Here is a 23,443-nt window from a genome sequence, read left to right as displayed (position 1 = left end):
ATTTCATAAATTTACAGAACTGTATCAATCTGATGATAGTTAAAATATTTCCAAGGTGAAAATTCACAACAAAAAAAAGTACCTCAGTTTCCTTAAATTTAAAAGAGATTTCCAGAAATACGGACTGGAAAAAGCACGCAGTTATGAGCTTATTCTGCATTGGCTGAACAACAGGCTGAGCAGAAACCAATTTCTTGTTCTTTCCGGAATTCTTGTGGGCTGCACAGCTGGTCTTGCGGGAGTTATCCTGAAAACACTGGTGCATAATATCCATTATTTCATTACCAATAAAGTTCATTTTGAATATCAGATTTTATTCTATATTGTTTTTCCTTTTTTAGGAATTGTTCTGACAACGATGATCGTTTTAACTTTGTTTAAAGGTCAGGATCGTAAAGGTATTGGAGCTATTTTATACGAAATTGCACAGAATTCCAGTATCGTAGCTTCCGTTAAAATGTATTCTCAGGTGATACAAAGTGCTGTTACCGTAGGATTGGGAGGTTCTGCAGGATTGGAAAGTCCTATTGCCGTTACCGGAGCCGCTATTGGTTCAAACTATGCCCAAACGTACAGACTGAGCTATAAAGAACGTACTTTATTGCTTGCTGCAGGAGCTACTGCCGGGATTGCGTCTGCTTTCAATGCTCCTATTGCGGGGATTATGTTTGCCTTTGAAATTCTTTTAACCGGAGTGGTTTTTACCGATTTCATTCCGTTGGTCGTTGCTGCGGTCTGCGGAAGTCTTTTATCAAGGATTTTGCTTCAGGAAGATGTTCTTTTCAGATTTTATACCAGAGACCCTTTCAACTATAAAAATGTTCCGTATTATCTTATTTTAGGGATTGTTACAGGATTGTATGCCCGCTATTTTGTGATTATTTCTCAGAAAGTAGAACATTTTATAAAAGGTCTTCAGCTTTCAAGAATGCGTAAAGCGATGTTCGGAGGAGCTGTACTTTCCCTGTTATGCGTACTTTTTCCTCCTTTGTTCGGGGAAGGATATGAAACAGTAAAAGCTTTCACCAATGGAAATACCTACTCTATTATTGAAAATAGTTTTTTCAGGTATTTTGAGATCGGAGACTGGACCATTATCATATTTTTGGTTCTGGTATTGCTTTTAAAGGCCTTTGCCACCTCATTTACGATATTCAGTGGTGGAAATGGAGGTAACTTTGCTCCTTCTCTTTTTGCAGGAGGAACTTTAGGCTACTTATTTGCATTAATTTGTCAGCATATTGGTTTTACAGATGTTCCGATGACTAATCTTGTCCTCGTAGGTATGGCTGGTGCTATGAGTGGAGTTCTGTATGCTCCTCTTACCGCTATTTTTCTGATCGCAGAATCAAGTTTCGGATATGATTTGTTTATTCCTCTGATGATAGTTTCCATCATATCCTATCTCATTGCAAAGTGGTTTTCCCCGATTTCTCCTGAACTGAAATCATTGGCAGATGAAGGAAAAATATTCACAAATAAACATGACAAAAACCTTCTGTTTGCTTTAAGAACCGAAGACTTTATTGATAAATATTCGCAAACGATCAATCAGAATGCTTCTGTTACAGAACTGTTTGAAATGGTAAAGAATGGTAATAAAAATATTTTCGCCGTTGTGGATGAGAACAGAAAGCTCAAAGGAGTTCTGACGCTGGATGACATTAGGCCCTATCTTTTTAACAAAGAAATCGAAACGTCCCAGACGGTTACCCAGATCATGAAAGCACCGCCTGCCGTTCTTCACCGTGAAAATAAACCCCTGGATATTCTTCAGACCTTTGATGATACAGGTGTATGGAATCTCCCTGTAGTAAGTGATACCAATGATTTCATCGGTTTTATCTCAAAATCCTCAATATTAATGAGCTACAGACAGCTTCTGAAGGAATATTCCGATTAATATTGAGAGAAGAATATCACAACTGAAGAACTCCATTCCCCTCCTCCGGAAGGGTGGCGAAAATTCAAAGAATTTTTGACGGGGTGGTTTTCGCCATTGAATCATAAAAAATCCGTTCAGCAATGAACGGATTTAATTTTTAATCTGTAATGAAAGTTGAAAAATTTAGTTGCTCGCCTTATTCAACAGCTCAATATCTTCCTGATCCAGAACAAGTTTTGGTGCATTGAAGACCGTTTCAAGCTGGGAAGCACTGGTAGCACTTACAATGGGTGCTGTAATCAGAGGATTAGATAACAGCCATGCCAGAGAAACGGTTCCCTGCGTTGTATGATGCTTTGCACTTACCTGATCCAGCGCTTTTAATACTTCCAGTCCTTTAGGATTTAAGTATTTTCTTACGCCCTCTCCTCTAGCACTTTTTGAAAGATCTGCTTCATCACGGTATTTACCCGTTAAAAAACCTGCTGCCAAAGACCAATAAGGAAATACACTTAAATCAAACTGCTCTGCCAGAGGAGCATAATTTTGCTCAAATCCTTCTCTTTCCATTAAATTGTAATGAGGCTGTAACGCAACATATTTAGGAAGGCTATTCTTTTCTGCAGCTTCAAATGATGCTTTCAAACGTTCCGGAGATAAGTTGGAAGCCGCAATATAACGTACTTTCCCAGCCTTAATGATCTCATCATAAGCAGAAAGAGTTTCTTCTACAGGAGTAGTATTGTCATCAAAGTGTGTATAATAGAGATCAATATGATCCGTCTGAAGTCTTTGCAGAGACTCATCTACAGATTTAAGAATATGTTTTTTGCTGATATCATAGCCATGTTCTTTCGTTTCTGAGCCTACTTTCGTAGCTAAAACGATATCATTACGGTTAGATCTGCTCTTCATCCATTTTCCGATGATCTCTTCAGACTGTCCGCCTTTTCCATTTACCCACCATGAATAGGTATCTGCAGTATCTATAAAATTGAATCCTGCTTCAGCAAAGCGGTCCAGTATATCAAAAGACTGTTTCTCGTCCAATGTCCATCCAAAAACATTTCCTCCGAAGTTGATGGGTGCAATCGTTAAATCGGTGTTTTTGATTTTTCTTTTTTCCATAAAAATAATTTTACTAAGTGACCTCTAAGGTAGGGAATATTAAGTCCGGAAAATATTCAAAATGACCATTCCAGCCATAGTTATTATAAATGGGAATGCTGATGTTTCCTAAGTTTTTTTATTACTTGAATGTGTTGGAAAAGCGCAAAGGCGCAAATAATTTAAAAGCTAACTGTTTTAAGACGCAAAAATTTTATCTCCGATACAATTGAATACTATTTATTTTTATATCTCTTTCTGAAAATCTTACATTGATTAAAGTTGAAATGTTCTTAGACCTTTGCCGCTTCTAACAAAAATACATGTGAATTCCTTAGTGACAAAAAAAATAAAAACAGCGATGTAAAAGCTGTTTTTATTATCTATCAATTAAAAATACGGTTATTTTTCAACCTGAGGAATTTCAATAGCGATAAGCTGAAGTTTATATTCCTGTAACTGATGATGAATGGTTGACAAACCGTTGCTGAAGAATGGTGATGCTTTAAAAAGCTCATGATAATATTCGATACCCTCAAGAACATTTTTCCTGAAAGCATTCCATTTTTTTGTGTGCGAATGGGTAATCTGTGCAGTGGATTCGGTGATTTCCTTTCTCAGATAATCCACATACATTTTTAATTCATTAATAAACATATTCGGACGTTGGTTATCTGAAAGGATATTGGTATTTCCGTAGATATGTTTTACCATTTCCGAAAGAGAAACTTCTTTATCAAAAAAGGCAATGTTAGGTCCCGGACATATCACAACGCCTTGCTTTTCACCTTTGATTTCAAGGTTCTGTTCCATGTATGCTGCATTCACAAGTCCTACACAAAGGCAGGCTTTATCGGTAATTTCGGATTTTCTTTTATTGAATTCTTTTTCAGTGAATGTATCTTTATTTTCGTAAAGCTCTTTCAGTTTGATATCCTGAAACTTTCTGGAAGCGGTGCAGGTTCCTTCCGGAGAAAATTCTTTGCTTAGTGCGAGAAGTTTTTTAGGACAAGAACTTCCATATTTCCCTTTTGCTTCTTTTTCAAACTTCAATACTTCATTAGATGTACCTTTTACAGTATTGAAAGGTACTCCCAATGGCGAAATATTGCTCAGATAGAAATCCTGCTCTTTTGATTGTACAAGTAAATTCCTGGTTTCTGCATCTACCGATGTTGCTTCGGGTACCAGTAGAAACGGAGAACCCCATCCTACGCTGTCTACATTATAATTAGCCAATAAAAACTCATGTTCTTCAGAAGTTCCTACTCCACCCTGAACGGTAATTTTCATTTCTAAAGGTTCGGAAACTACATGCTTCCCTTTTTGTTCCAAAGCAGCTGTCATTAAGGCGTGAGCTGATTGGATCAGATCGTTTTTTTTCTGCTTGAATTCCTCCATGATAGGCCCGAGAAGCATTCCTTCAGTAGCAAATGCATGGCCTCCGCAATTCAGTCCGGATTCTATTCTGTATTCTGAAACCCATAATCCTTTTTTAGCCAGAAAATTTCCCTGAATCATAGCCGAACGGAAATCGCTTACTTTAAGGATAATTTTCTTTTTAATGTTTCCGTGTTCGTCCGGGAAAAAATCTTCAAACTCTTCCATGTAGCTGTACAAACGGGGATTCATGCCTGCAGAAAGAACCATTGATGATGATAGCTTACTTTTGGCAAATCCACGCAGTGAAGCATGCGCATCGTTATACATTACAGGAAGCTGTTCATTATTCTGATAGTTGTCTTTATCTACTTTCGTCATGATATTGACATCAATACTTCCCGGTTTTAAATTCGATTCGATAAAGTTTTTGATATTGGAACTCCAGTTATCTTTTTGATTGACAAGGTTTTGAAGGCTGTTTTTTAGATCTGAAGTATTCGGAAGCATAGCCATGAATTCCTTCAAAGCTTCCTTGTTTTTGCTGATTTCCTGTTTGAAAGATTCAAATTTTTCATTCACGATATCATCTACCATATCCAGATAAGCGGTAACTCTTTTTGCTCTGTAATCTTCTGTTTTTGCTGAGATCCCGAAATAGTTGAGATTGAACTTTTTATTGTAAAAGTTCTTCATTTTTTCCAGGATTTCATCATCAATAATAGAGATGACGGAAGAAATTCCATACTGGGCAACACGAATCGGGCTGTCTATGGTGTAAGCCAGTCCCATTACCGGAATATGGAAATTGTGCAAAGGTTTTTGTGTCATAAAGTTTTGATAAAATTTTTTTAATTATTTATCTAGAAATCCTTTACAACTATTCACTTCTTAAAAATATTATTTTAAAATGAATTATGCGTCAAATAGTATTTTAATTATTGAAAACATGTCAAATGTCATTTTTTTGAATTGTTTAAAATAAAAAAGATCAGCTGAATAACTGATCTTTTCTTCTTGTCTGTTTTATTCTAACCGCAAAAGTCACAAAAGCTTTTGTGACTTTTATGATTTCACTTTAATTATTCTGCTTTGTTTTTAAGCATCATCAGAAGGCTGTAGGCTCCTTTCTGTATAATTTTCTTATCCTTTAAAGCATCTGCTTTTACAATCTCCGTAAACTGATCGTCAGCAATTCCGGTGACCACTGGAATCATTTTGTAATTGGATTTTCCAAGATCTTCAAAAACATAATTTTTATTTTCAAAAGACACTACAGCCTCGTTAGGAAGTCCCATTGTATAACGACTGCTGATATTCACTTCGGCATTCATGTACATTCCTTTTACAAATTCAGTATTCACAGAAGATAATCTGGCAATTGCCGTTGCAGAACCTCCGTTTTCAATACTGGGAACTACGCTGACAATTTTAGCATTTGATTTCACATCCGGATTCTGATTGTTGTACACCAGAATTTCCTGCCCCACTTTTACATCATTCACATCATTTTCAAAAACCTTTAATTCTAAAAGTAATCCAGCTGGATTAATCAGCTCAAATAATGTATCTGCCGGGTTGATATACTGCCCGTTATTCACAAGAATTTTACTTACAAAACCTGTAAAAGGAGCATAAATGTTGATTTTACTTCTGATATTTCCGGTAGTCAGACCTTTGGCATTAATTCCGATGATTCTCAGTTTTTCCTCAAGTCCTTTTAAAGTAGCATTCAAAGTAGAATAATCTGCCTGAGCAGTCTGTAGGGTTTTGTCACTGCTGGCTTTGCTTGTATTCAAATCTTTCTGACGGTTGAAATTCAGTCTTGCCGCTTCGAGCTGAGCTTTGGTCACCAGATAATCCTGCTGCAATTGTATAAACTGAGGGTCTTCCACTACTGCAAGCACTTGTCCTTTGCTGAAATGACTTCCATTAATGACATTGATCGATTTGATATGTCCACCCATAATACTGGAAACTAAACTGATATGCGATGGTGCAATTTCTGCCTTTCCGTTTAATCTCACCAGTTTTTCCATATTCCTGTTCTGAATACTGGTTGTAGTTAATCCTACAGACTGAATCTGTTTTTCTGTAAGATGAACGGAGTTTTTGTCGTTCTTAGAAAATTTCGTGTTTTCATACACCGCTTTTTCCTCCTCATTTTTTCTAGAACATGAAGATAAAGTAAGGATGAAAACCAAGCTGTATAGGGATATATTCTTGAAATGCATGTTGATATTATTTTGAAATTAAGAATTGAAGTTCCGCTCCGATCTGATTCAGTTTTTCAAGCTGATCAATATAATCTGCTTTGGTTTTTACGGCCTGATTCACCAGGATTACCCAGTCCAGATAATCTATTTCTCCTACCTCCATCTGTTTCTGAGCCGTTTTTAGAATAGTTTCGGATTTTGGAAGCTGTTTTTGTTCATAATTTTCAATGATCTGCTGTTGGTTCATATAGGTAGTCAACTGTTGTTTCAATCTGTTTTTAAGTTCAATTTCTTTTCTCTGGTACTGATTTTCGGAGATGGCTATTTTTGCCTGTGCTGCCTTTGCCAAAGCTCTCTGTCCTTTGGTGAACAGTGGAATTCCTACTCCTATCTGAACCGAATTGAACCGATTATTATTGATGTTTTTCATACTTTGATTGGTGTATCCTATAAGAAGATCCGGAAGCAGCCTGCTTTTTTCAAGCTGTACTTCTGCCTCTCCTACTTTGATCTGCTGCTGCAGATATTGAAGCTCAGGGTGCTGTTGTACCATTTCTTCTGAAATCTGAAGTCCGATATTCACCGTGGGACGATCGGCAACTGGTTGGTACGGAACCTCTGACTGAAGTAATAACTGAAGCTGAAGTTTTGCAATATTCACGTCGTTTTCTAACGTATTCAACTGTACTTTGATCTGTTCTTTCTGGATTTCTGCGGTGGATTCCTCCAGAATATTGGCTTCCCCTTTTTTTAATCTTAATCCGGCTTTATCTGCAAAATTATTGTAAAGCTGGCTGATGTATTCCAGCACTTTTTTCTTCTCCTGAAGCACCAGTATCCTGTAGAAAACACTTGTTACTTCTTTGGTAAGCTGTGCCCTGGTCAGATTCTGATTGATGACACTGGCAGACCATTCGGCATCCAGCATTTGTTTTCTTTTTGAATACACCGTTGGAAAACTGAATCTTTGAGTGATTCCGAATGAATTATCCGTTTCCTCTCCCTGAATCTGGCCAAATCCTCCGGTAATTTCCGTTTGTGGAATATCCAGATAACTGGATTTCAGTTTTTCCTGATACTCTGAGACTAATTTTGAATTTTTAAGAGTACCATTCTGCTGGTATGCTTTTTCCAAAGCCTGATCATAGGTAATATTTTCCTGAGCCTGATAAGTTCCAAAGGATATTAACAACAGGAAAACAGACAGTTTTTTATAGTTGGTTTTTTTTGAGAATTTCATTTTATCTTTATTAATATGTTCAAAGAGGACGTATAAAATTGGAAGGACAAACAAGGTTAAAAGAGTGGCAAGCATTAATCCTCCGATCACCACCGTTGCCAGAGGTCTCTGTACTTCTGCTCCTGCACCGTTGCTGATGGCCATGGGAAGGAATCCGAGAGAAGCCACAAAAGCCGTCATTAAGACCGGGCGAAGCCTGATTTTTGTGCCTATGAGTACAATTCTGCTGGTGTTGGCTATTCCATTCTTTTTCAATCGATTAAATTCTGATATCAAAACAATTCCATTAAGTACGGCAACTCCAAATAATGCAATGAATCCTACACCTGCACTGATGCTGAAAGGCATTCCTCTCAATGCCAGAAAATACACCCCTCCTATCGCAGATAATGGAATAGCAGTATAGATTAACAAGCTGTGTTTTACAGAACCGAAAGCAAAGAATAAGAGCAGGAAAATCATTACTAACGAAATAGGAACTGCGATTCCCAGTCTGGCTTTGGCTTCATTTAAGTTTTCAAAAGCACCTCCATAAGAAACAGTGTATCCTGGTGATAGTTTCAGGTTTTTATCTGCTTTTTGCTGAAGTTCTTCAACAATACTCTGGACATCTCTTCCTCTCACATTAAAACCTACAATAATCCTTCTTTTAGTATCTTCCCGCTGAATCTGGTTCGGACTGTTTTTAAGCTCTACTTTAGCCAATTGTGACAAAGGAATCTGTTCTCCTGAAGAAGTTGGAACCAAAAGATTCTGAATGCTGGTAATATCTTTTTTATGTTCATTATCCATGCGGACAACGATATCAAACTTTTTCTCGCCTTCATACAAAGCACCTGCGGTCTGCCCTGCAAAAGCCATATTAATTACCCTGTTGATGTCCGCCACTGAAATATTGTATCGGGAAAGTTCCGAACGGTTATAATCAATCACAACCTGCGGAGCACCTACTACTGGTTCGATATATAGATCCTGAGCACCTTTTACGGTGTTGATGATGCTTCCCAGCTTTTTTGCATAGGCGGCAAGGCTGTCCAGGTCTTCACCATAAATCTTGCAGACTACATCCTGCCTTGCTCCGGTCATCAGCTCATTGAAACGCATCTGTACAGGAAATTGAAAACTGGTTGTCAGCCCCGGAATAATGCTTAAAGCTTTGCTCATTTTGTCAGAAAGCTCAGAAAATGTCGTTGCAGAGGTCCATTCCTTTTTAGGCTTTAAAACGACGATCATATCTCCGGAATCCATTGCCATTGGTTCCGTGGGAATTTCTGCACTTCCAATTTTCATGACTACTTTTTCTACTTCAGGAAACTGTGTTAAAAGAATATGCGCCGCCTGTGTAGTGGCTTTCTTGGTTTCATTGATATTACTTCCCTGAAGAATTCTCATTTCGACAGCAAAGTCGCCTTCCTCCAAAGATGGTATAAATTCTCCACCCATTCTGGAAAGGATAAAAACAGCACCTGCAAACAGGATTAGCACACCAATGATGATAGTTTTTCTGAATTTAAGAGCTTTCATCAGTAATTGCTGATGTCCGGTTTCCACTTTACCCATGACGCGGTCCGAGATGTTTTCTTTTTCTTTTTTCTTTCTGCTTAATACCAGAGAACTCATCATCGGAATATAAGTCAGGGAAAGAATAAATGCTCCGATCAGGGCAAAGGCAACAGTTTGAGCCATAGGCTTAAACATTTTTCCTTCAATTCCCTGCAGGGTAAAAATCGGAAGATATACAATTAAGATAATAATCTGTCCGAAAACTGCACTGTTAACCATTTTGGTCGCAGAGCCTGAAACCTGATCATCCATTTCTTTTTTGGTGAGCATATTGTCTTTCCCAAAGTGCTTTTTATGAGCAAGCTGATGCAGCACGGCTTCCACAATAATGACAGCACCATCTACAATAAGACCGAAATCCAGCGCTCCAAGACTCATCAGATTTCCTCCAACCCCGAAAATATTCATCATGATAATGGCGAAAAGCATGGCCAAAGGAATAACGGAAGCCACCAGTAATCCTGCTCTAAAATTTCCTAAAAATAATACCAGAATGAAAACAACGATCAAAGCCCCTTCCATCAGGTTTGTTTTTACAGTACTAATGGTATTATTCACCATTTTAGCGCGATCAAGGAAAGGCTCAATCACCACTCCTTCCGGTAATGATTCCTGGATTTTCTCCAGTCTTTGTTTAATATTTCCGATAACGACATTGGCATTTTCTCCTTTCAGCATCAGAACAATTGCTCCGGATACTTCTCCGGTGTCATTATAGGTCATAGCACCATACCTTGTCGCATAACCGATCTTGACAGACGCTACATCTTTAATATGCACAGGAATTCCTTCTTTAGTTTCCGCTACCTGAATGCTTCCAATATCTTCCGTACTTCCCACAAGTCCTTCGCTGCGGATAAACAGAACGGTTTCTTTCTTTTCAATATATGCACCTCCGGTATTCTGGTTATTCTTTTCCAGTGCTGCAAAAACATCATTGATGTTGATGTTAAATGCCTGTAATTTATTAGGATTAATGGCAATTTCATACTGTTTCAGTTTTCCTCCGAAACTGCTTACATCTGCCACACCTTTTGTTCCCAAAAGCTGTCTTCTGACCACCCAATCCTGAATGGTTCTCAGTTCTGTTTCGTCATATACATTTTCGTATCCTTTTTTGGCTCTTACCACATATTGGAAAATCTCTCCCAACCCTGTTGAAATAGGTCCTAATTCCGGTTTACCGATTCCGGCAGGGATATTGTCCTGAACAAGCTGCAGCCGTTCCTGAACCTGTTGACGCGCCCAATACACATCCGTCTGATCATCAAAAACTACCGTCACTAATGAAAGTCCGAAACGGGAGAAACTTCTCAGCTCTGTAATTCCGCTGATATTGCTGGTAGCCTGTTCGATAGGAAACGTAACAAGACGTTCTATATCTGCTGCACCATATGAAGGAGCAGTAGTAATGATCTGAACCTGATTATTGGTGATGTCCGGCTGGGCATCAATAGGAAGTTTAGTGGTTTCATAGACTCCAAAGAGGATGAGAGCCACAGTAAACAGAGCAATGATGAGTTTATTCTTTACAGAAAACTCAATAATTTTATTTAACATGGAAAAAACGATTAATGGTAATTCGGAATGCTTTATAAAAGCTGAAATGCTCCCAAAACTTAAAGTATCAAAACATGCATTTGTAACTTCTTTGGTTAAGGCTTAAGCATCAATACAATGCATTACGAATTAATTGATATGTAACAAAAATTCACTGCTTTAGATAAGAATATAAAGCATTAATTTTCAATGTGAAGTCGATTAAGAAAGCCGCGGTGGCTGGAAAATCTGAGAAAGGTATTGGTTGGAAAAGTCTTTTTCCTTGTAAATACTGCTTTTCTTTGAAACAGTAATTTCCTTAGGTTTTTTTATTTCGAATGAAAGCTCCGGAAGCTGTGCGTGTACGGTAAGTACGATAGGAGGATTGATAAACGGCAGTTTCTGATCGGTATCCCAGTCTGAATCCTCTTTGTGGTTATCATAGTGCTCCATTACAAATTCTGAAAAGCTTCCATGGTATTCCATGAAATGTTCCACAAACATAGGCACTTTAAGTACTTCCCCCGCATTGGTGGTAGCCAGCACATACATCATTGAACATAATATGGAGAACCATTTTAACATGAGTGCAAATATAGGGCTTAAATTTTTTCTGAATGGGCTTTAGTATTAATTTTTTGAGAATTTTAGCCAGTTTAAAAGCAGTTTAAATAAATAATAACTCTTCGTAAAAATGTTAGGTTTATCAAACAAAAAATCAAAGCCTTGACTTCAGTCTGCTCAGTGTCTCCTGTGAGATATTAAGATAGGAAGCCACCAGTTTGTTGGAAAGCCGGCGTACAATAATCGGATTTTCTTCCAGTAACTGTTTGTATTTTTCAAGAGCATCCTGCACCATAAAAGACATCAGCCTTTTAGTGTTGGCAATACAGGCAATTTCAATATAAATTCTGTAAAATTTTTCCCATTGAGGAATAATGTCCAATAAATGATAAAAATCCTGATGGGTAATATAATAGACCTCTGAATCTTCTACTGCCTGAAGAAGTTCATCAGAAGGTTCCGAAGTAATAAAGGTATGAAGTGCTGTAGCGAACTGATTTTCAAAAGCAAAATATCTTGTAGAATCCTGCCCTTCCTTATTAATGTAAAATATCCTTAAACAGCCTTTTACAACAAAGAATGTTTTTTTGGGAGAATGAACATTGGTAACGAGAAGCTCGTTCTTTTTTAATTTGACAGGTTTGAAATAAGAAAGAATAACTTTCAATTCTTCATCTGTTATTGATATTTTGCTTTTAATATATGAAACTAATACGTCTTCCATTTATTTAAATCAGTCACTGCAAATGTAGCAATAAATATGTTAAAAACTTATTGCTATTCCTGCTTCTTAAGTGCTTTCAGAAGTTTTTCCTTCCGGTTGCCCTGCTCTCCAATAGGAACAGGCGTATAGGGCTTGGGTGTCCCATTTCAGGTTTGTTTTAAAATAGGTGCGAAGCTCATGTACAGTAGTATATTCTGCAGCGATGTAAACATATTCTTTCAATACACCTGATGGAAACTGAACAGATTTCACCACTTCGGCAAGCATGCTTCCCTGCTCAGGATGAGGATTGTGCAGCCATTCTACAGATAAATCTGCTGCCGAACATAAGATCAGTTCGTCCTCTTTACCTGCCACTTCCAATATTATTTTTGCTCTTACGTAGGAAGGAAACTGTTCTGCGATGGCACAAATCACAGGCAGAGCCGTTGCGTCTCCTGCCATCAGATAAAAATCAGCATCCGGAATTAAAGGTTTTGTGCTTTCTTTCATTCCTATTTCCAATACATCACCTGGATTGGCCTTCAATGCCCATGCAGAAGCTGGTCCGTTGTCACCATGAGCTACAAAATCAATGCTCAGTTCCTTTTCTTCAAGGTCAATTTTTCTGTTGGTATACGTTCTGATGAGAGCTACGTTTTCTTCTTCAGCGGGTATAAATATTTTATTATTAGATCCTGACTTAACGTTAGCCAATAGTTCAGTCTGTTTTTTATCAATATTAAATATGACACGGATTAAATGCGGTGTAATAAAGAGTTTCTTTTTAACGGTAAATACAGAACGTATTTTTTTCGTTTCTTTTACTTGATATATTAGGGAATATTCCATTTTTATTTTTTGTTAAATAGTAAAATAATCATTGCAATGACACAGCTGATTCCTCCGAACAGGTATACAGTCTGATAATCAAACCACCCGGCAATTAATCCTGCTATAGGACCTGCCAATCCTAATGAAAGGTCAACAAATGCGACATAGGCTCCTAGTGCTGTTCCTCTCATCTGGGGCTTTACTTGTTGAATGGCAAGAACTCCCAATGCAGGAAAGACCAATGAAAATCCTACTCCCGTCAATCCACATCCGATAATAGCCAATGTTTTGGAGGCAGAGGTCCAGATCAGCATTTGTCCTGCCACTTCGATAATCAGAGAGATCAAGGCTATTGTAAATCCTCCGTATTTATCCGGAAAAGAAGCAAATAAAATTCTGGTCAGCACATAACATGCTCCGAAGATCATAAAGGCAAGAGAAGCATCACCCCAATTTTTTTGAGAGAAAAACAAGGCAATAAAAGAAGCAATACATCCAAAAGCCATTGATGAAAAAGCAAGGCTCAGACCCTGACCCGATATGGTACCAATTACTTTGTAGAAAGGCATTCTTACATGATCTTTATCTACGGGAATAGAAGGAAGTTTTGCCGTGGAAAGCCAGCTTACCAGCGGAAGTAAGGCAATAAGAAGAAAAGCAGGAAAAATATTGTATTCTTTACTTAACCAGATACTGATGGGAGCTCCGATTGCAATTCCCGCATACATGGCAATACCATTCCAGGTCATTACTTTTCCCGAACTGGAATGTCCTGCAAGACCTATTCCCCACGTTAATGCTCCTGTAACGAGAAAACTTTCACCAATCCCATGAATAATTCTTGCCAATAAGAGAAAAGCAAGTGCCAGAATCGGTTGAGTCTGAAATAATACCGCCAGGACATAAGCAATTCCTGCAATAACAGCCAGTATTACGCCGGACATTTTACTTTTCTTAGCACCTCTGGTATCTGTGATTTTTCCGGAATAGGCACGGGTTAAAAGTGTTGACAATGATTGCAGACCAATCACAAGTCCTACAATAATGCTGTCAAAACCCAACGTGTTCTGAACAAACCTGGGAAGTACTCCCAACGCAATTCCTATGGTAAGGTAAACTGAAAATACCGAAATGATAATAGGAGCCGTTGCCTGATAGAAATTAATAGTCTGTCCTTTTTTTAATGTTGTACTCATAAATTTGTTTAAAATATTCGGGTGCAAAGGTCCCGGTACAACAGATAAAAAACTTTGACTTAGATCAAAAAAGGAAGAACGGCATTAATCAAAATCCAGAAAACTATCCGTAAGTTGTTTCCACTGTATTTTTGCAATTCCCAGCATTCCGCCTATAGCAGTAGCAAGATTTCTGATGACATCCGGAAGTTTTGCGTTCCAGTTGGGTCTTTCATTTCGTCCGTATACGGCTGCTTTTAAATAAGCTATATTGCGGGATATCATAAAAGTTGAGCTGGCTGCAGAACTATAAAAATGGGCAATATGACGACTTTTTTTATTTTGAGGATTTATCGAAGGTCTGCATGTGATTGATATACTTTCAGAAAAACTGTCCTGATAGAAGCAGATATCTGTTATTTTTACCCAATCATACCCTTTAGCCTCAGGTTCTCCCGGACCAGGAATATCAATCCTGATAAAATCTCCTTTTTGAGGTTCTCGGTCTGCAGGATTCCCATTAAAATCATATAATTTAAATGCAGCGAAAGCTTTTCCGGTATAATTTTCCCAATTATTAACTGAAAAGAATCTTTCTTTTAATAGGTTAAACTTTTTCGGAATCAGATCCTGGTCAAAAACTTTTCTGCTTTCCGTATCATGGAAGCCACCGAACTTTTGTGCAGGAACTCCTTTAAATATCTTTGGACTCATATGACAGGTTTTTATCCAAAGTAGTACAAAAAACTTTCAGAATTTATGAGTAGGATCACAAAATAGTTAAGCGTGTGTTTAATTATTACCTTTATAAAGTCGTATACTGATAATAATTCACTTTTTGAAATTTCTTTATTTTGCTTAAAAAACATGCGTACAATTCTTCAAATGGCGAATTATCTTTATCAGGAGAGGTTTATATATTGCTGATTTCGGAATCTCAAAGAAAACAAGGAAGATTTAGGAAATAATTACTTTTAGGAAAAATCAATAATTTTTAAAAAAAATAAACTTATAGTGTTTTGCATAACATGATTTTTGTTTATATTTGTGAATCGAAATAATTTTTTTTCATCATTTGTGTTTTTTTAAGGTCTCCATCCGTGGAGACCTTTTTATTTTCAACAATATCATAATTGAATATTGACTAATGAAGTGAAAAAAACGGGCGAAATGTGAAATATTTTCTTATTTAATTCAGTTGATTGCTTTTCTTTAAAGGAATGTACGAAGTTTTATAATGTTAATAACTCCCCTTTTTTAATAATTTCAAACTGTTTTCATAAAGATTAAAAAAACTATTGAATGGTTTTAATAAAATCAGTGGGCCTGAATTTCATCACAGAATAAAAACTTCTGGTATAAGCCTGAACACTCTTGTACCCTACTTCATAAGCTGTTTCTGAAATGGTAAGATTTCCGGAACTCAAATATTCCAGACTCTTGATGATACGAAGCATTTGCTGATATTTGCTTAAAGTAAGACCTGTTTCTTTTTTGAAAATACGCTCCAGAGTACGGAAAGATAAAAGTGCTGTATCACTCAGGTCTTCCATTTTGATCTCATTTCGGTAATGACTGTGGAGATGTTCTATGACTTTAGCAAGGCGTTTATCTTTGGGAAGACTGATATGAAGAGTCAGGGAATGTTCTACAAACCGTGGAAGTTCGTTGAACAATGCTTTCAGAAACAAGCTTTCATGATGATCCGGAGTCATCAGCTTAGACCATTTCTCTGCATATTTTATCATTTCCTTTAAAACCGGAGGAACAGAAAATACCTTCACTTCTTGATAAAAAGATTCTTGGATACTGATCTCCGCAAACATGATCATCAGTTTGATCTTTTCAGAATGGGAATTGGTTTTATGGACTGCATTTGGTGGGATCCATACGGCATGATTTTGAGGGAGGAGATAGATTTTTTCTTCGATAGTAATATACTGGAAACCACTCTCTACATACACGAGCTGCCCTTTCTGATGGTGATGCAGAACATTATCATGCACCCAGTTTTCTTCAAACCATACAAAATAAGGCTTTTTCAGTTCATCTATTTTTATACTGTCATTAGCATTCATGTCGTTTTAGGTTAAAACTTTGGCAAAATTAAACAAAATTACTGTGCTAATTTTGTACAAAAGTTTTTATTATGATGAAGAATGAAGTAAAAAAGAATGCTTCGTATGTTTTATTAATTATTAATGTTCTGGTAGTTATACTTATTTCCAGCAATCTCCGTTCACCGATTGTGGCGGTTGCTCCTGTACTTGGAGAAGTAAGGGAGGCTTTGAAACTGGATAATTTTCAGGTGAGTCTGCTTACTTCTATTCCCCTGTTTATGTTTGCCGCCTGTTCTGTACTGGTGAGCAGATTTTCCAATAAGTTTGGAATCAGTAAACTGCTTATGTATTCTCTGATTATTCTAAGTTTTGGATTATTCTTGCGAATCACCGGATCTCTATGGCTTTTGTTTTTGGGTTCTATCTTCATTGGTTTGGGAATATGCATTGGAAATGTGGTTACTCCCGGATACGTTAAAAATAATTTTCCAAAGCAGATTGGTCTTATGACAGGAATTTTTGCGGTATCTATGAATCTTACAGCAGCTTTAGCTTCAGGATTCAGCGTGAAAATAGGAGAACTGACAGGTTTTGGATGGAAAGGCTCTCTGGGAATATGGCTGGTGATTGCCGCATTGGGTTTCCTTGTTTTATCATTGGAATTCATATTTAACAAAAGAAATCCGGCTCCACCTAAAACAGCGCTCAGTACTTCAGATTTTAATATGTTCAAATCTGCCCAGGCATGGAATATCAGTATTTTTATGGGATTGCAGTCTTTATTTTATTATTGCCTGGTAGCATGGCTTCCTTCCTTTCTTGCTGACTTTCATATGCAGGGAGAAAGTTCGGGCTGGGTATTTTTTGTCATTCAGATTACCATGATTCCTGTGACATTCTGCTGTCCGATTATTGCCAGTAAAATGAAAGACCAAAGACTTATGATCCTTTTTATATGTACCCTGATGTTTGGAAGTACTCTGATGTTTGTCTTCCTGAAATCTCAGTGGATTTATGGGAATGCGGTGATAATTGGTATTTCTAATGGGTTATCTTTCAGTTTGTCAATTCTTTTCTTTTCTACAAGAACGAAAAGCAGTATCAATGCCGTTAAGATATCAGGAATGGCTCAGTCTGTAGGATATCTGATTGCAGCGTTCGGGCCTCCATTGTTTGGAAAACTGCATGATTGGGATACTTCCTGGAACAGTTCATTCTATTTGTTAAGCTGTGCGGTAATACTGATGCTGTATTTTGGATTGAAAGCAGCGAGAAATAAATATGTTGAGGATTAGGATAGTCAAAGGTCAGGTGACACGTCTTTTATTGCTGGATGCTACCCATTCTTCTTTTTGGCATTTCGGGCAGCGTCCGGCATTACCCTCTCTTTTATGTTCAGTATACCCACAGAATATACAAGAGTAATGTCTTTCCTCACGAATATATCGTAACGGATTATGTAATGAGCCTGGCATAATAGGAAGTCCATATCTTACAAATTCATCTTCTAAAAAAAATACGCTGATCTCTCCTGATATTTCTTCTATAGCCATTTCAATTTGGCCAAGTTGCGAAATTCCCTTTAGTCTCAGCTCTGCAAAGAATTCGTCACTCCCAAGGTTTTCTTTTTGAAAGTTTTTAATGGAGAATTCTCCATTTTCTACCAGGCAGATGGATTTTCCTTCCACCAGATTTTCAAAACTTTTACTTTTTCCGATAAAATGCGTCACAATAGAATATAGAAGAATAATAACAATAAAAACAATAAGGGACGAAATAATTCCAACATCTTTATTAAACATAGGATCTCCTGCTGCCGATCCCAGGCCAATAATGACTACCAATTCAAAGATTGAGAGTTGTTTTACCCCTCTTTTTCCTAAAATTCTAAGTCCGATGATGATGGCAATGAACATAATCATGGTACGAAGAATGATCTCCAAGAGAAAAGACCATTCTTCGTGTCCCAATAATAATTCTTTCCAATCAAGATTTAAGAGAAAAACTGACAGCATATAAATTATTTATCAGGAAATATTCAAAAAATAAGCCATAACTCCTGTTATTTATTCACATCTATTTCAAACTCGCCTCTTCTCCGTCTTTCAATATGAAACATTGATTTTCGAGTCCTTTTTCTGTTATTTTTCCCTGAATAAATTTCCGGTCTTCTCTGCAATGGCTTACCGCTTCCAGATGGGTTACCCAAACAGTAGAATCCGGTGCATATTCACAGACCTTTACAATGTCTTCACTGGTCATAATAATAGGATCTCCCACAGAGAAAGTGGCGGCTCCTCCGGCAACAATAATGTGCTGTGGTTGGTGTTTGTCAATTTCTGATGCAATTTCATCATACCAAATCGTGTCTCCTGCTATGTAAACGGATTCATTTTCTTTTTTAAAAACAAAACCATTTACGATACCCATTTTTTCTCCTATTTCTCCGGTTCCATGTTGTCCTTTCGTGGCAGATATCTCAATATTTTTCCACTGAATCTTATTATTCACAGCAATAATATTGGTAAATCCCTGTGCAGCAATGTGGTCTGCAATAATATCCGAACAGATGATCGGAATATTTTTATCAAGAAGTCCGACGGCTGCAGGATCCCAATGATCAGGATGAAGATGGGTGACGACAACAGCATCAATTTCTTTTAATCTTTTATTTAGTTCTTCTTTATTAAAAGGCAGATCTGTAAGTGGGTTCAGTAATTCACTGTCCGTCATAGGTATTTTCCCCATAGAGTCTTTTTCACCCAGCATAGGATCTACAAGGACGGAAATTCCATCAATATTTAATAGCAATGTTGCATTGCGCCATAATTGTAATTTCATTTTGAGTATGTTTGTAGAACAAAGCTATTACCCGATGAGGGTAAAACAATCGAAGGTTACCAAAAGGTTAACCACAAATATTCAACTGTGTTATGAATTTCGAAGAATTTAAAAACTGTGGATTAAGAAAAAGCCTGAATATTCTTTCAGGGAAATGGAAGCCTCTGATCCTGCACAATCTTTTTGAAGAAGATCGGGTACGTTTTGTAGAACTTTGGCGGAATATGCCCCGGGTTTCCAAGAAAGTATTGGCAGAACAGCTGAAACAGTTGGAAGAAGACCTTATTATTGAAAGGATTGAAGTTTATAATTTCCCACCGGAAGTCTATTATAAATTAACAGAGAAAGGACAAAAACTGGGACCTATTCTTTCCGAACTTCATTCATGGGGAAATGAATTGGGATAAAATTATTTTTAAATATTTTATATAGTGTTGAAAAAAAAACTAATAACAATTTTTTACAAATGAAAAGAATCATTATTTTGATCTCCTGCGCAATAGGCACATGGGTAACTGCACAGATAGTGCCACCACCAACGATTCAAAGATCCAACACAACATCCCGCGGCCTAACTGTCAATTCAAGAAAAGGAACATTAATTGAAAAGAAAATCATCAATTTAGGTAAATTTAAAAACCTGAATATTCAAAAAATTGTAACGAAAGATATTTCTGACAATTCATCGGATACTTTTCTTGGAATTATGTATGAATATGAAACCTTTGATGAAATCTCCAAAAAGACACTTACTATTGACAAAAATGAATTGGGAAAACTGATTCAGGCTCTTCAGATGGTAGAACAGAAAGAAAACGAAAAGGCTGGCCAGGAAACCAGATATAAGTTTGTAACGATGAGTAATATTGAATTCGGAAGTGTTTATCGTGAAAAACTTTCTTCATGGGTGAATTATATCAAAATTCCATCCAATCATTTTAATCAGAACTTGCTGGAATTCAATAAAGATGAATTAAAAGAATTGATTGCTATTTTGAAGAAATCAGAACAGGATATTTAAAAAATACCGGCACTGGCATTCAACATAAAAACCTTATAGGTCCTGGAAACCTATAAGGTATATTAAAAAAATTAAAAATAATTATTACCGGACCGGATCTTTTATTCTCTAAACTGATCCAGAACCTCTGTAATATTCTGATAGACAAAATCCAATTCTTCCGATGTAATACAATAAGGAGGAACCAGATAGATTACATTTCCTAACGGCCTCATAATAATCCCTCTCTGTAAGAATTCATTGTAAAGCTTCTTCCCTATTTCATTGAAATAAGAAGTATCATTCCCGGTTTTAAAATCGAACGCTAAAATAGTTCCGATCTGACGAACCTTTTCTACATGAGGATGCAAAGCAAGTACTTTCACAAACTCTGAATGTTGATGAGTGATGCGGTTAATATTCATTTGAGTTTCATTTGTCAATAGTAATTCCATACTGGCAAGTGCCGCGGTACAGGCTAGAGGATTAGCTGTAAACGAATGCCCGTGAAATAAGGTTTTATAACGGTCTTCAGAAAGGAAAGCCTCATAAATTTCATTGGAGCAGGTTGTAATTCCCATAGGCATCGTTCCTCCTGTCAATCCTTTTGAAAAACACATAATATCCGGCTTTTCCGTAAGATAATCTGCTGCGAAAAGTTTACCTGTTCTTCCAAACCCTGTAAAAACTTCATCCTGGATCATGAGAACGCCTTCTTCTCTACAGAATTTCATTAGCTGGCTTAGGTCTTCAGCTTTATACATCAGCATTCCGGCAGCCCCCTGAACTAATGGCTCATAGATAAAACAAGCCGCCTCATCCGCTAATTCTTTAATCTGTCTCCGCAGACTTTCCAGATTTTCTGCATTGGGTGTATCTATAAAAACAACTTCAAACAGCATGCTTTCAAAAGGTCTTGTCCAAAAGCTTTTTCCACTTACAGACATAGCCCCGAAAGTATCTCCGTGATACGCATTTTTAAAAGCTAAAATCTTTGTCTTCTTTTTCTCTGTATTGTATGCATATTGAATACACATTTTTAAAGCAACTTCTACTGCGGTAGAGCCATTATCCGAATAAAAGACCTTTTCCTGGTTATCAGGCAGAAGTCTCAGTAAATTTTCTGAAAGCTGTATTGCCGGCTCATGGGTAAATCCTGCGAAAATCACCTGTTCCAGTGTATTCAACTGTTCAAAAACACGTTGCGCAATATAAGGATGAGAATGGCCGTGCAATGTTACCCACCATGATGAAACGACATCCAGATATTTTTTTCCTTCGGTATCATAAAGATAAATTCCTTTTCCTTTTACAATAGGAATGGCATCATCAGCTGTTTTCATCTGCGTGTACGGATGCCAGTTCACCGCTTTATCTCTCTCCTGCAGACTGATTTCTTTGGTTAATGTATTCATATATTGATCTAAAAAGTAATAAGTGATGGAGATGGATTTAACAATAATTTAGTTGAATATGTTGGCGTAAATGTTGTATTAATCGCAAAGACGCAAAGTTTTATCATAGATTGCGTGTGATATTTAAGGACGCAAGAAAATATTGCTTACTAAGCTTTTGCGCCTTTGCGTTTTCCAACTTATAGAGCAGTTTATAAAAGTTCAAAAACCAGTTTTATAATAAGCACTATAATACCAATAATCCAGCTCATCACTCATTATTTATCGTTTATAATTTACTAGCAGCATGTTTCTTTTTTCATCATAGGTTTCAATCCTAAGGTCTGCAGCATCTGCATATCTTCAGAAACTCCTGGATTTGGTGTTACCAGTAAAGTTTCTCTTTCTCCCGTGAAAATGGAATTGGCTCCTGCCATAAAGCACCATGCCTGTTCTGTTTCGGTCATTTCTATACGTCCTGCGCTTAATCTCACCATAGAAGATGGCATTACGATTCTTGCTGTGGCAATCATTCTTACCATTTCCCACGTATCTACTTTTTCATTATCCGCTAATGGTGTTCCCGCTACCCTTGCTAATGCATTAATTGGAACGGATTCCGGATGTTTTGGCATTGTTGCCAATGTTAAAAGCATTGAAATTCTGTCTCTATGCGTTTCACCAAGTCCGATAATTCCTCCGGAACATACTGTGATTCCTGCTTTCCTTACATTGTTGATCGTATTGATCCTGTTGTCAAAAGTTCTGGTAGAGATGATCTCCTCATAATACTGTTCAGAAGTATCAAGGTTGTGGTTGTACGCATATAATCCGGCTTCCTGAAGTCTGATCGCCTGTTCTTCGGTAAGCATTCCCAATGTACAGCAAACTTCAAGGCCAAGATCATTGACTCCTTTTACCATATCAATCACCCTGTCAAAATCGCGGTTATTACGAACTTCACGCCATGCTGCTGCCATACAGAATCTTGAAGATCCTGAATCTTTCGCTTTTTGGGCGTGAGCAATTACAGTTTCTGTAGGTAATAAAGCCTGTACTTTGATATCCGTGTGATAACGGGCTGCCTGCCCACAATAGGAGCAGTCTTCAGGACATCCGCCGGTTTTGATAGATAATAATGTTGAAATCTGTACTTCGGAAGGATCATGCCATTCGCGGTGTACTGTGGCTGCTTTATAGATCAGTTCCATTAGAGGAAGGTGATAAATTTCCTCGATCTCTTCTTTAGTCCAGTTATTTCTCAATGTTGTTTTTGTATCCATTATCCTATTTTTGTTATTGTTAATTGCTTTGCAGCATGTTGTATAGATTCCTTATCTGTACTGTTGATTTCGGGAATCTTTATAATGTTTGTTTCTTTTTCAATAAAACTGCAGATCACTCTTTCTGTATCTTTGGGGAAATCTCCGTTAAGAATTAAATATTCCAACTTAATTCCTCTCTGTTGTAAAGCTAAAATTGATAGCAGGCTATGATTGATGCAGCCTAAATAATTTCTGACTACCAATGCTGTCGGAATGTTTAATTCTTCAATAAGATCTATCATGAAAGTAGTATCTGATATGGGTACCATAAGCCCTCCTGCTCCTTCTACAATCAGAGGATTTGCTGTATTGGGGAGTTGAAAATCATTCAGATTGATGGTTATATTTTCTTCTCTTGCAGACTGATGTGGTGATGCAGCCAGTTGTAAACGGTAAGTTTCCGGATGACAAAAGTTGGTATCTGTCCATGCTTCAATTTTATGACTGTCTGTATAGTGCAGATCTCCTGATTGTATCGGTTTCCAGTATTCTGTTTTAAAATGCTGAACCAAAACGGCTGAGCAAACTGTTTTTCCTATTTCGGTTCCTATTCCTGTTATAAATAATTTCATGTTTTGAGATTCGGGGTTCGGGATTCGTGTTACGGGTTTTGAATC

General features: G+C 37.2%; 19 protein-coding genes. 4 read left to right on the top strand and 15 right to left on the bottom strand.

Features of this window, described 5'->3' with window-relative positions; genetic code table 11:
* Positions 1-55: 55 nt before the first annotated feature.
* Positions 56-1,903, top strand: a complete 1,848-nt coding sequence (locus tag PZ898_RS03700; protein WP_216444584.1) for a chloride channel protein — start codon at positions 56-58, stop codon at positions 1,901-1,903.
* Between the two features lie 165 nt (positions 1,904-2,068).
* Here the strand turns inward: PZ898_RS03700 and PZ898_RS03695 are convergent, their stop codons facing one another.
* The 10 genes from PZ898_RS03695 to PZ898_RS03650 form a co-directional block, all read right to left on the bottom strand.
* Entirely contained in the window at positions 2,069-3,013 is a 945-nt protein-coding gene (locus PZ898_RS03695) for an aldo/keto reductase (RefSeq protein WP_277694826.1), read from the bottom strand.
* A 381-nt stretch (positions 3,014-3,394) separates the two neighbouring features.
* Positions 3,395-5,203, bottom strand: a complete 1,809-nt coding sequence (locus PZ898_RS03690; RefSeq protein WP_277694825.1) for a hypothetical protein — start codon at positions 5,201-5,203, stop codon at positions 3,395-3,397.
* Positions 5,204-5,454: 251 nt separating this feature from the next.
* On the bottom strand, positions 5,455-6,606 hold the full coding sequence (locus PZ898_RS03685; protein ID WP_277694824.1) for an efflux RND transporter periplasmic adaptor subunit: 1,152 nt from the start codon (positions 6,604-6,606) through the stop codon (positions 5,455-5,457).
* A 7-nt stretch (positions 6,607-6,613) separates the two neighbouring features.
* Positions 6,614-10,951: a CusA/CzcA family heavy metal efflux RND transporter gene (locus tag PZ898_RS03680; protein WP_277694823.1), complete on the bottom strand. Its 4,338-nt coding sequence runs from the start codon at positions 10,949-10,951 to the stop codon at positions 6,614-6,616.
* Positions 10,952-11,152: 201 nt separating this feature from the next.
* Positions 11,153-11,515, bottom strand: a complete 363-nt coding sequence (locus PZ898_RS03675) for a hypothetical protein (RefSeq protein WP_131797460.1) — start codon at positions 11,513-11,515, stop codon at positions 11,153-11,155.
* A 133-nt stretch (positions 11,516-11,648) separates the two neighbouring features.
* Entirely contained in the window at positions 11,649-12,218 is a 570-nt protein-coding gene (locus PZ898_RS03670; protein ID WP_062669523.1) for a Crp/Fnr family transcriptional regulator, read from the bottom strand.
* A 66-nt stretch (positions 12,219-12,284) separates the two neighbouring features.
* The gene (locus PZ898_RS03665) at positions 12,285-13,049 is read right to left on the bottom strand and encodes a siderophore-interacting protein (RefSeq protein WP_277694822.1); all 765 of its coding nucleotides are present in this window, start codon (positions 13,047-13,049) and stop codon (positions 12,285-12,287) included.
* 2 nt (positions 13,050-13,051) lie between these two features.
* Positions 13,052-14,227 (bottom strand): MFS transporter, encoded by a 1,176-nt coding sequence (locus PZ898_RS03660; RefSeq protein ID WP_277694821.1) that lies wholly within the window; start codon positions 14,225-14,227, stop codon positions 13,052-13,054.
* A gap of 84 nt (positions 14,228-14,311) precedes the next feature.
* On the bottom strand, positions 14,312-14,920 hold the full coding sequence (locus PZ898_RS03655) for a hypothetical protein (protein ID WP_277694820.1): 609 nt from the start codon (positions 14,918-14,920) through the stop codon (positions 14,312-14,314).
* 581 nt (positions 14,921-15,501) lie between these two features.
* The gene (locus tag PZ898_RS03650; protein WP_277694819.1) at positions 15,502-16,284 is read right to left on the bottom strand and encodes an AraC family transcriptional regulator; all 783 of its coding nucleotides are present in this window, start codon (positions 16,282-16,284) and stop codon (positions 15,502-15,504) included.
* A gap of 71 nt (positions 16,285-16,355) precedes the next feature.
* Between PZ898_RS03650 and PZ898_RS03645 the strand changes: the two genes are divergently transcribed.
* On the top strand, positions 16,356-17,561 hold the full coding sequence (locus tag PZ898_RS03645) for an MFS transporter (protein ID WP_277694818.1): 1,206 nt from the start codon (positions 16,356-16,358) through the stop codon (positions 17,559-17,561).
* A 12-nt stretch (positions 17,562-17,573) separates the two neighbouring features.
* Here PZ898_RS03645 and PZ898_RS03640 read toward each other — a convergent pair whose 3' ends face one another.
* Both PZ898_RS03640 and PZ898_RS03635 read right to left on the bottom strand, forming a co-directional pair.
* Positions 17,574-18,281, bottom strand: a complete 708-nt coding sequence (locus tag PZ898_RS03640) for a YetF domain-containing protein (protein WP_062669536.1) — start codon at positions 18,279-18,281, stop codon at positions 17,574-17,576.
* A gap of 61 nt (positions 18,282-18,342) precedes the next feature.
* Entirely contained in the window at positions 18,343-19,107 is a 765-nt protein-coding gene (locus tag PZ898_RS03635; protein WP_277694817.1) for an MBL fold metallo-hydrolase, read from the bottom strand.
* 92 nt (positions 19,108-19,199) lie between these two features.
* Between PZ898_RS03635 and PZ898_RS03630 the strand changes: the two genes are divergently transcribed.
* Together PZ898_RS03630 and PZ898_RS03625 are read left to right on the top strand one after the other, a co-directional pair.
* Positions 19,200-19,514, top strand: a complete 315-nt coding sequence (locus tag PZ898_RS03630; protein ID WP_120231132.1) for a helix-turn-helix domain-containing protein — start codon at positions 19,200-19,202, stop codon at positions 19,512-19,514.
* Between the two features lie 59 nt (positions 19,515-19,573).
* Positions 19,574-20,128, top strand: coding sequence for a hypothetical protein (locus tag PZ898_RS03625; protein ID WP_062669542.1), 555 nt, complete (start codon positions 19,574-19,576; stop codon positions 20,126-20,128).
* A 101-nt stretch (positions 20,129-20,229) separates the two neighbouring features.
* Here the strand turns inward: PZ898_RS03625 and bioA are convergent, their stop codons facing one another.
* The 3 genes from bioA to bioD all read right to left on the bottom strand — a co-directional run bounded on the left by bioA (position 20,230) and on the right by bioD (position 23,398).
* Positions 20,230-21,522 (bottom strand): adenosylmethionine--8-amino-7-oxononanoate transaminase, encoded by a 1,293-nt coding sequence (bioA, locus tag PZ898_RS03620; protein WP_277694816.1) that lies wholly within the window; start codon positions 21,520-21,522, stop codon positions 20,230-20,232.
* A gap of 278 nt (positions 21,523-21,800) precedes the next feature.
* A complete protein-coding gene (gene bioB, locus PZ898_RS03615; protein ID WP_062669547.1) occupies positions 21,801-22,784 on the bottom strand; it encodes a biotin synthase BioB in 984 nt (327 codons plus the stop codon).
* Complete coding sequence (gene bioD / locus PZ898_RS03610; RefSeq protein WP_277694815.1) at positions 22,784-23,398, bottom strand: dethiobiotin synthase; 615 nt, start codon at positions 23,396-23,398, stop codon at positions 22,784-22,786. The genes bioB and bioD overlap by 1 nt, the downstream gene beginning before the upstream one ends.
* Positions 23,399-23,443: the final 45 nt, after the last annotated feature.

The organism is Chryseobacterium sp. WX, from assembly GCF_029542485.1.
In the GTDB taxonomy this organism is placed as follows: domain Bacteria; phylum Bacteroidota; class Bacteroidia; order Flavobacteriales; family Weeksellaceae; genus Chryseobacterium; species Chryseobacterium cucumeris.
Note: the sequence above shows the minus strand (reverse complement) of the source record. Positions and strands in the feature narration are given on the sequence as shown.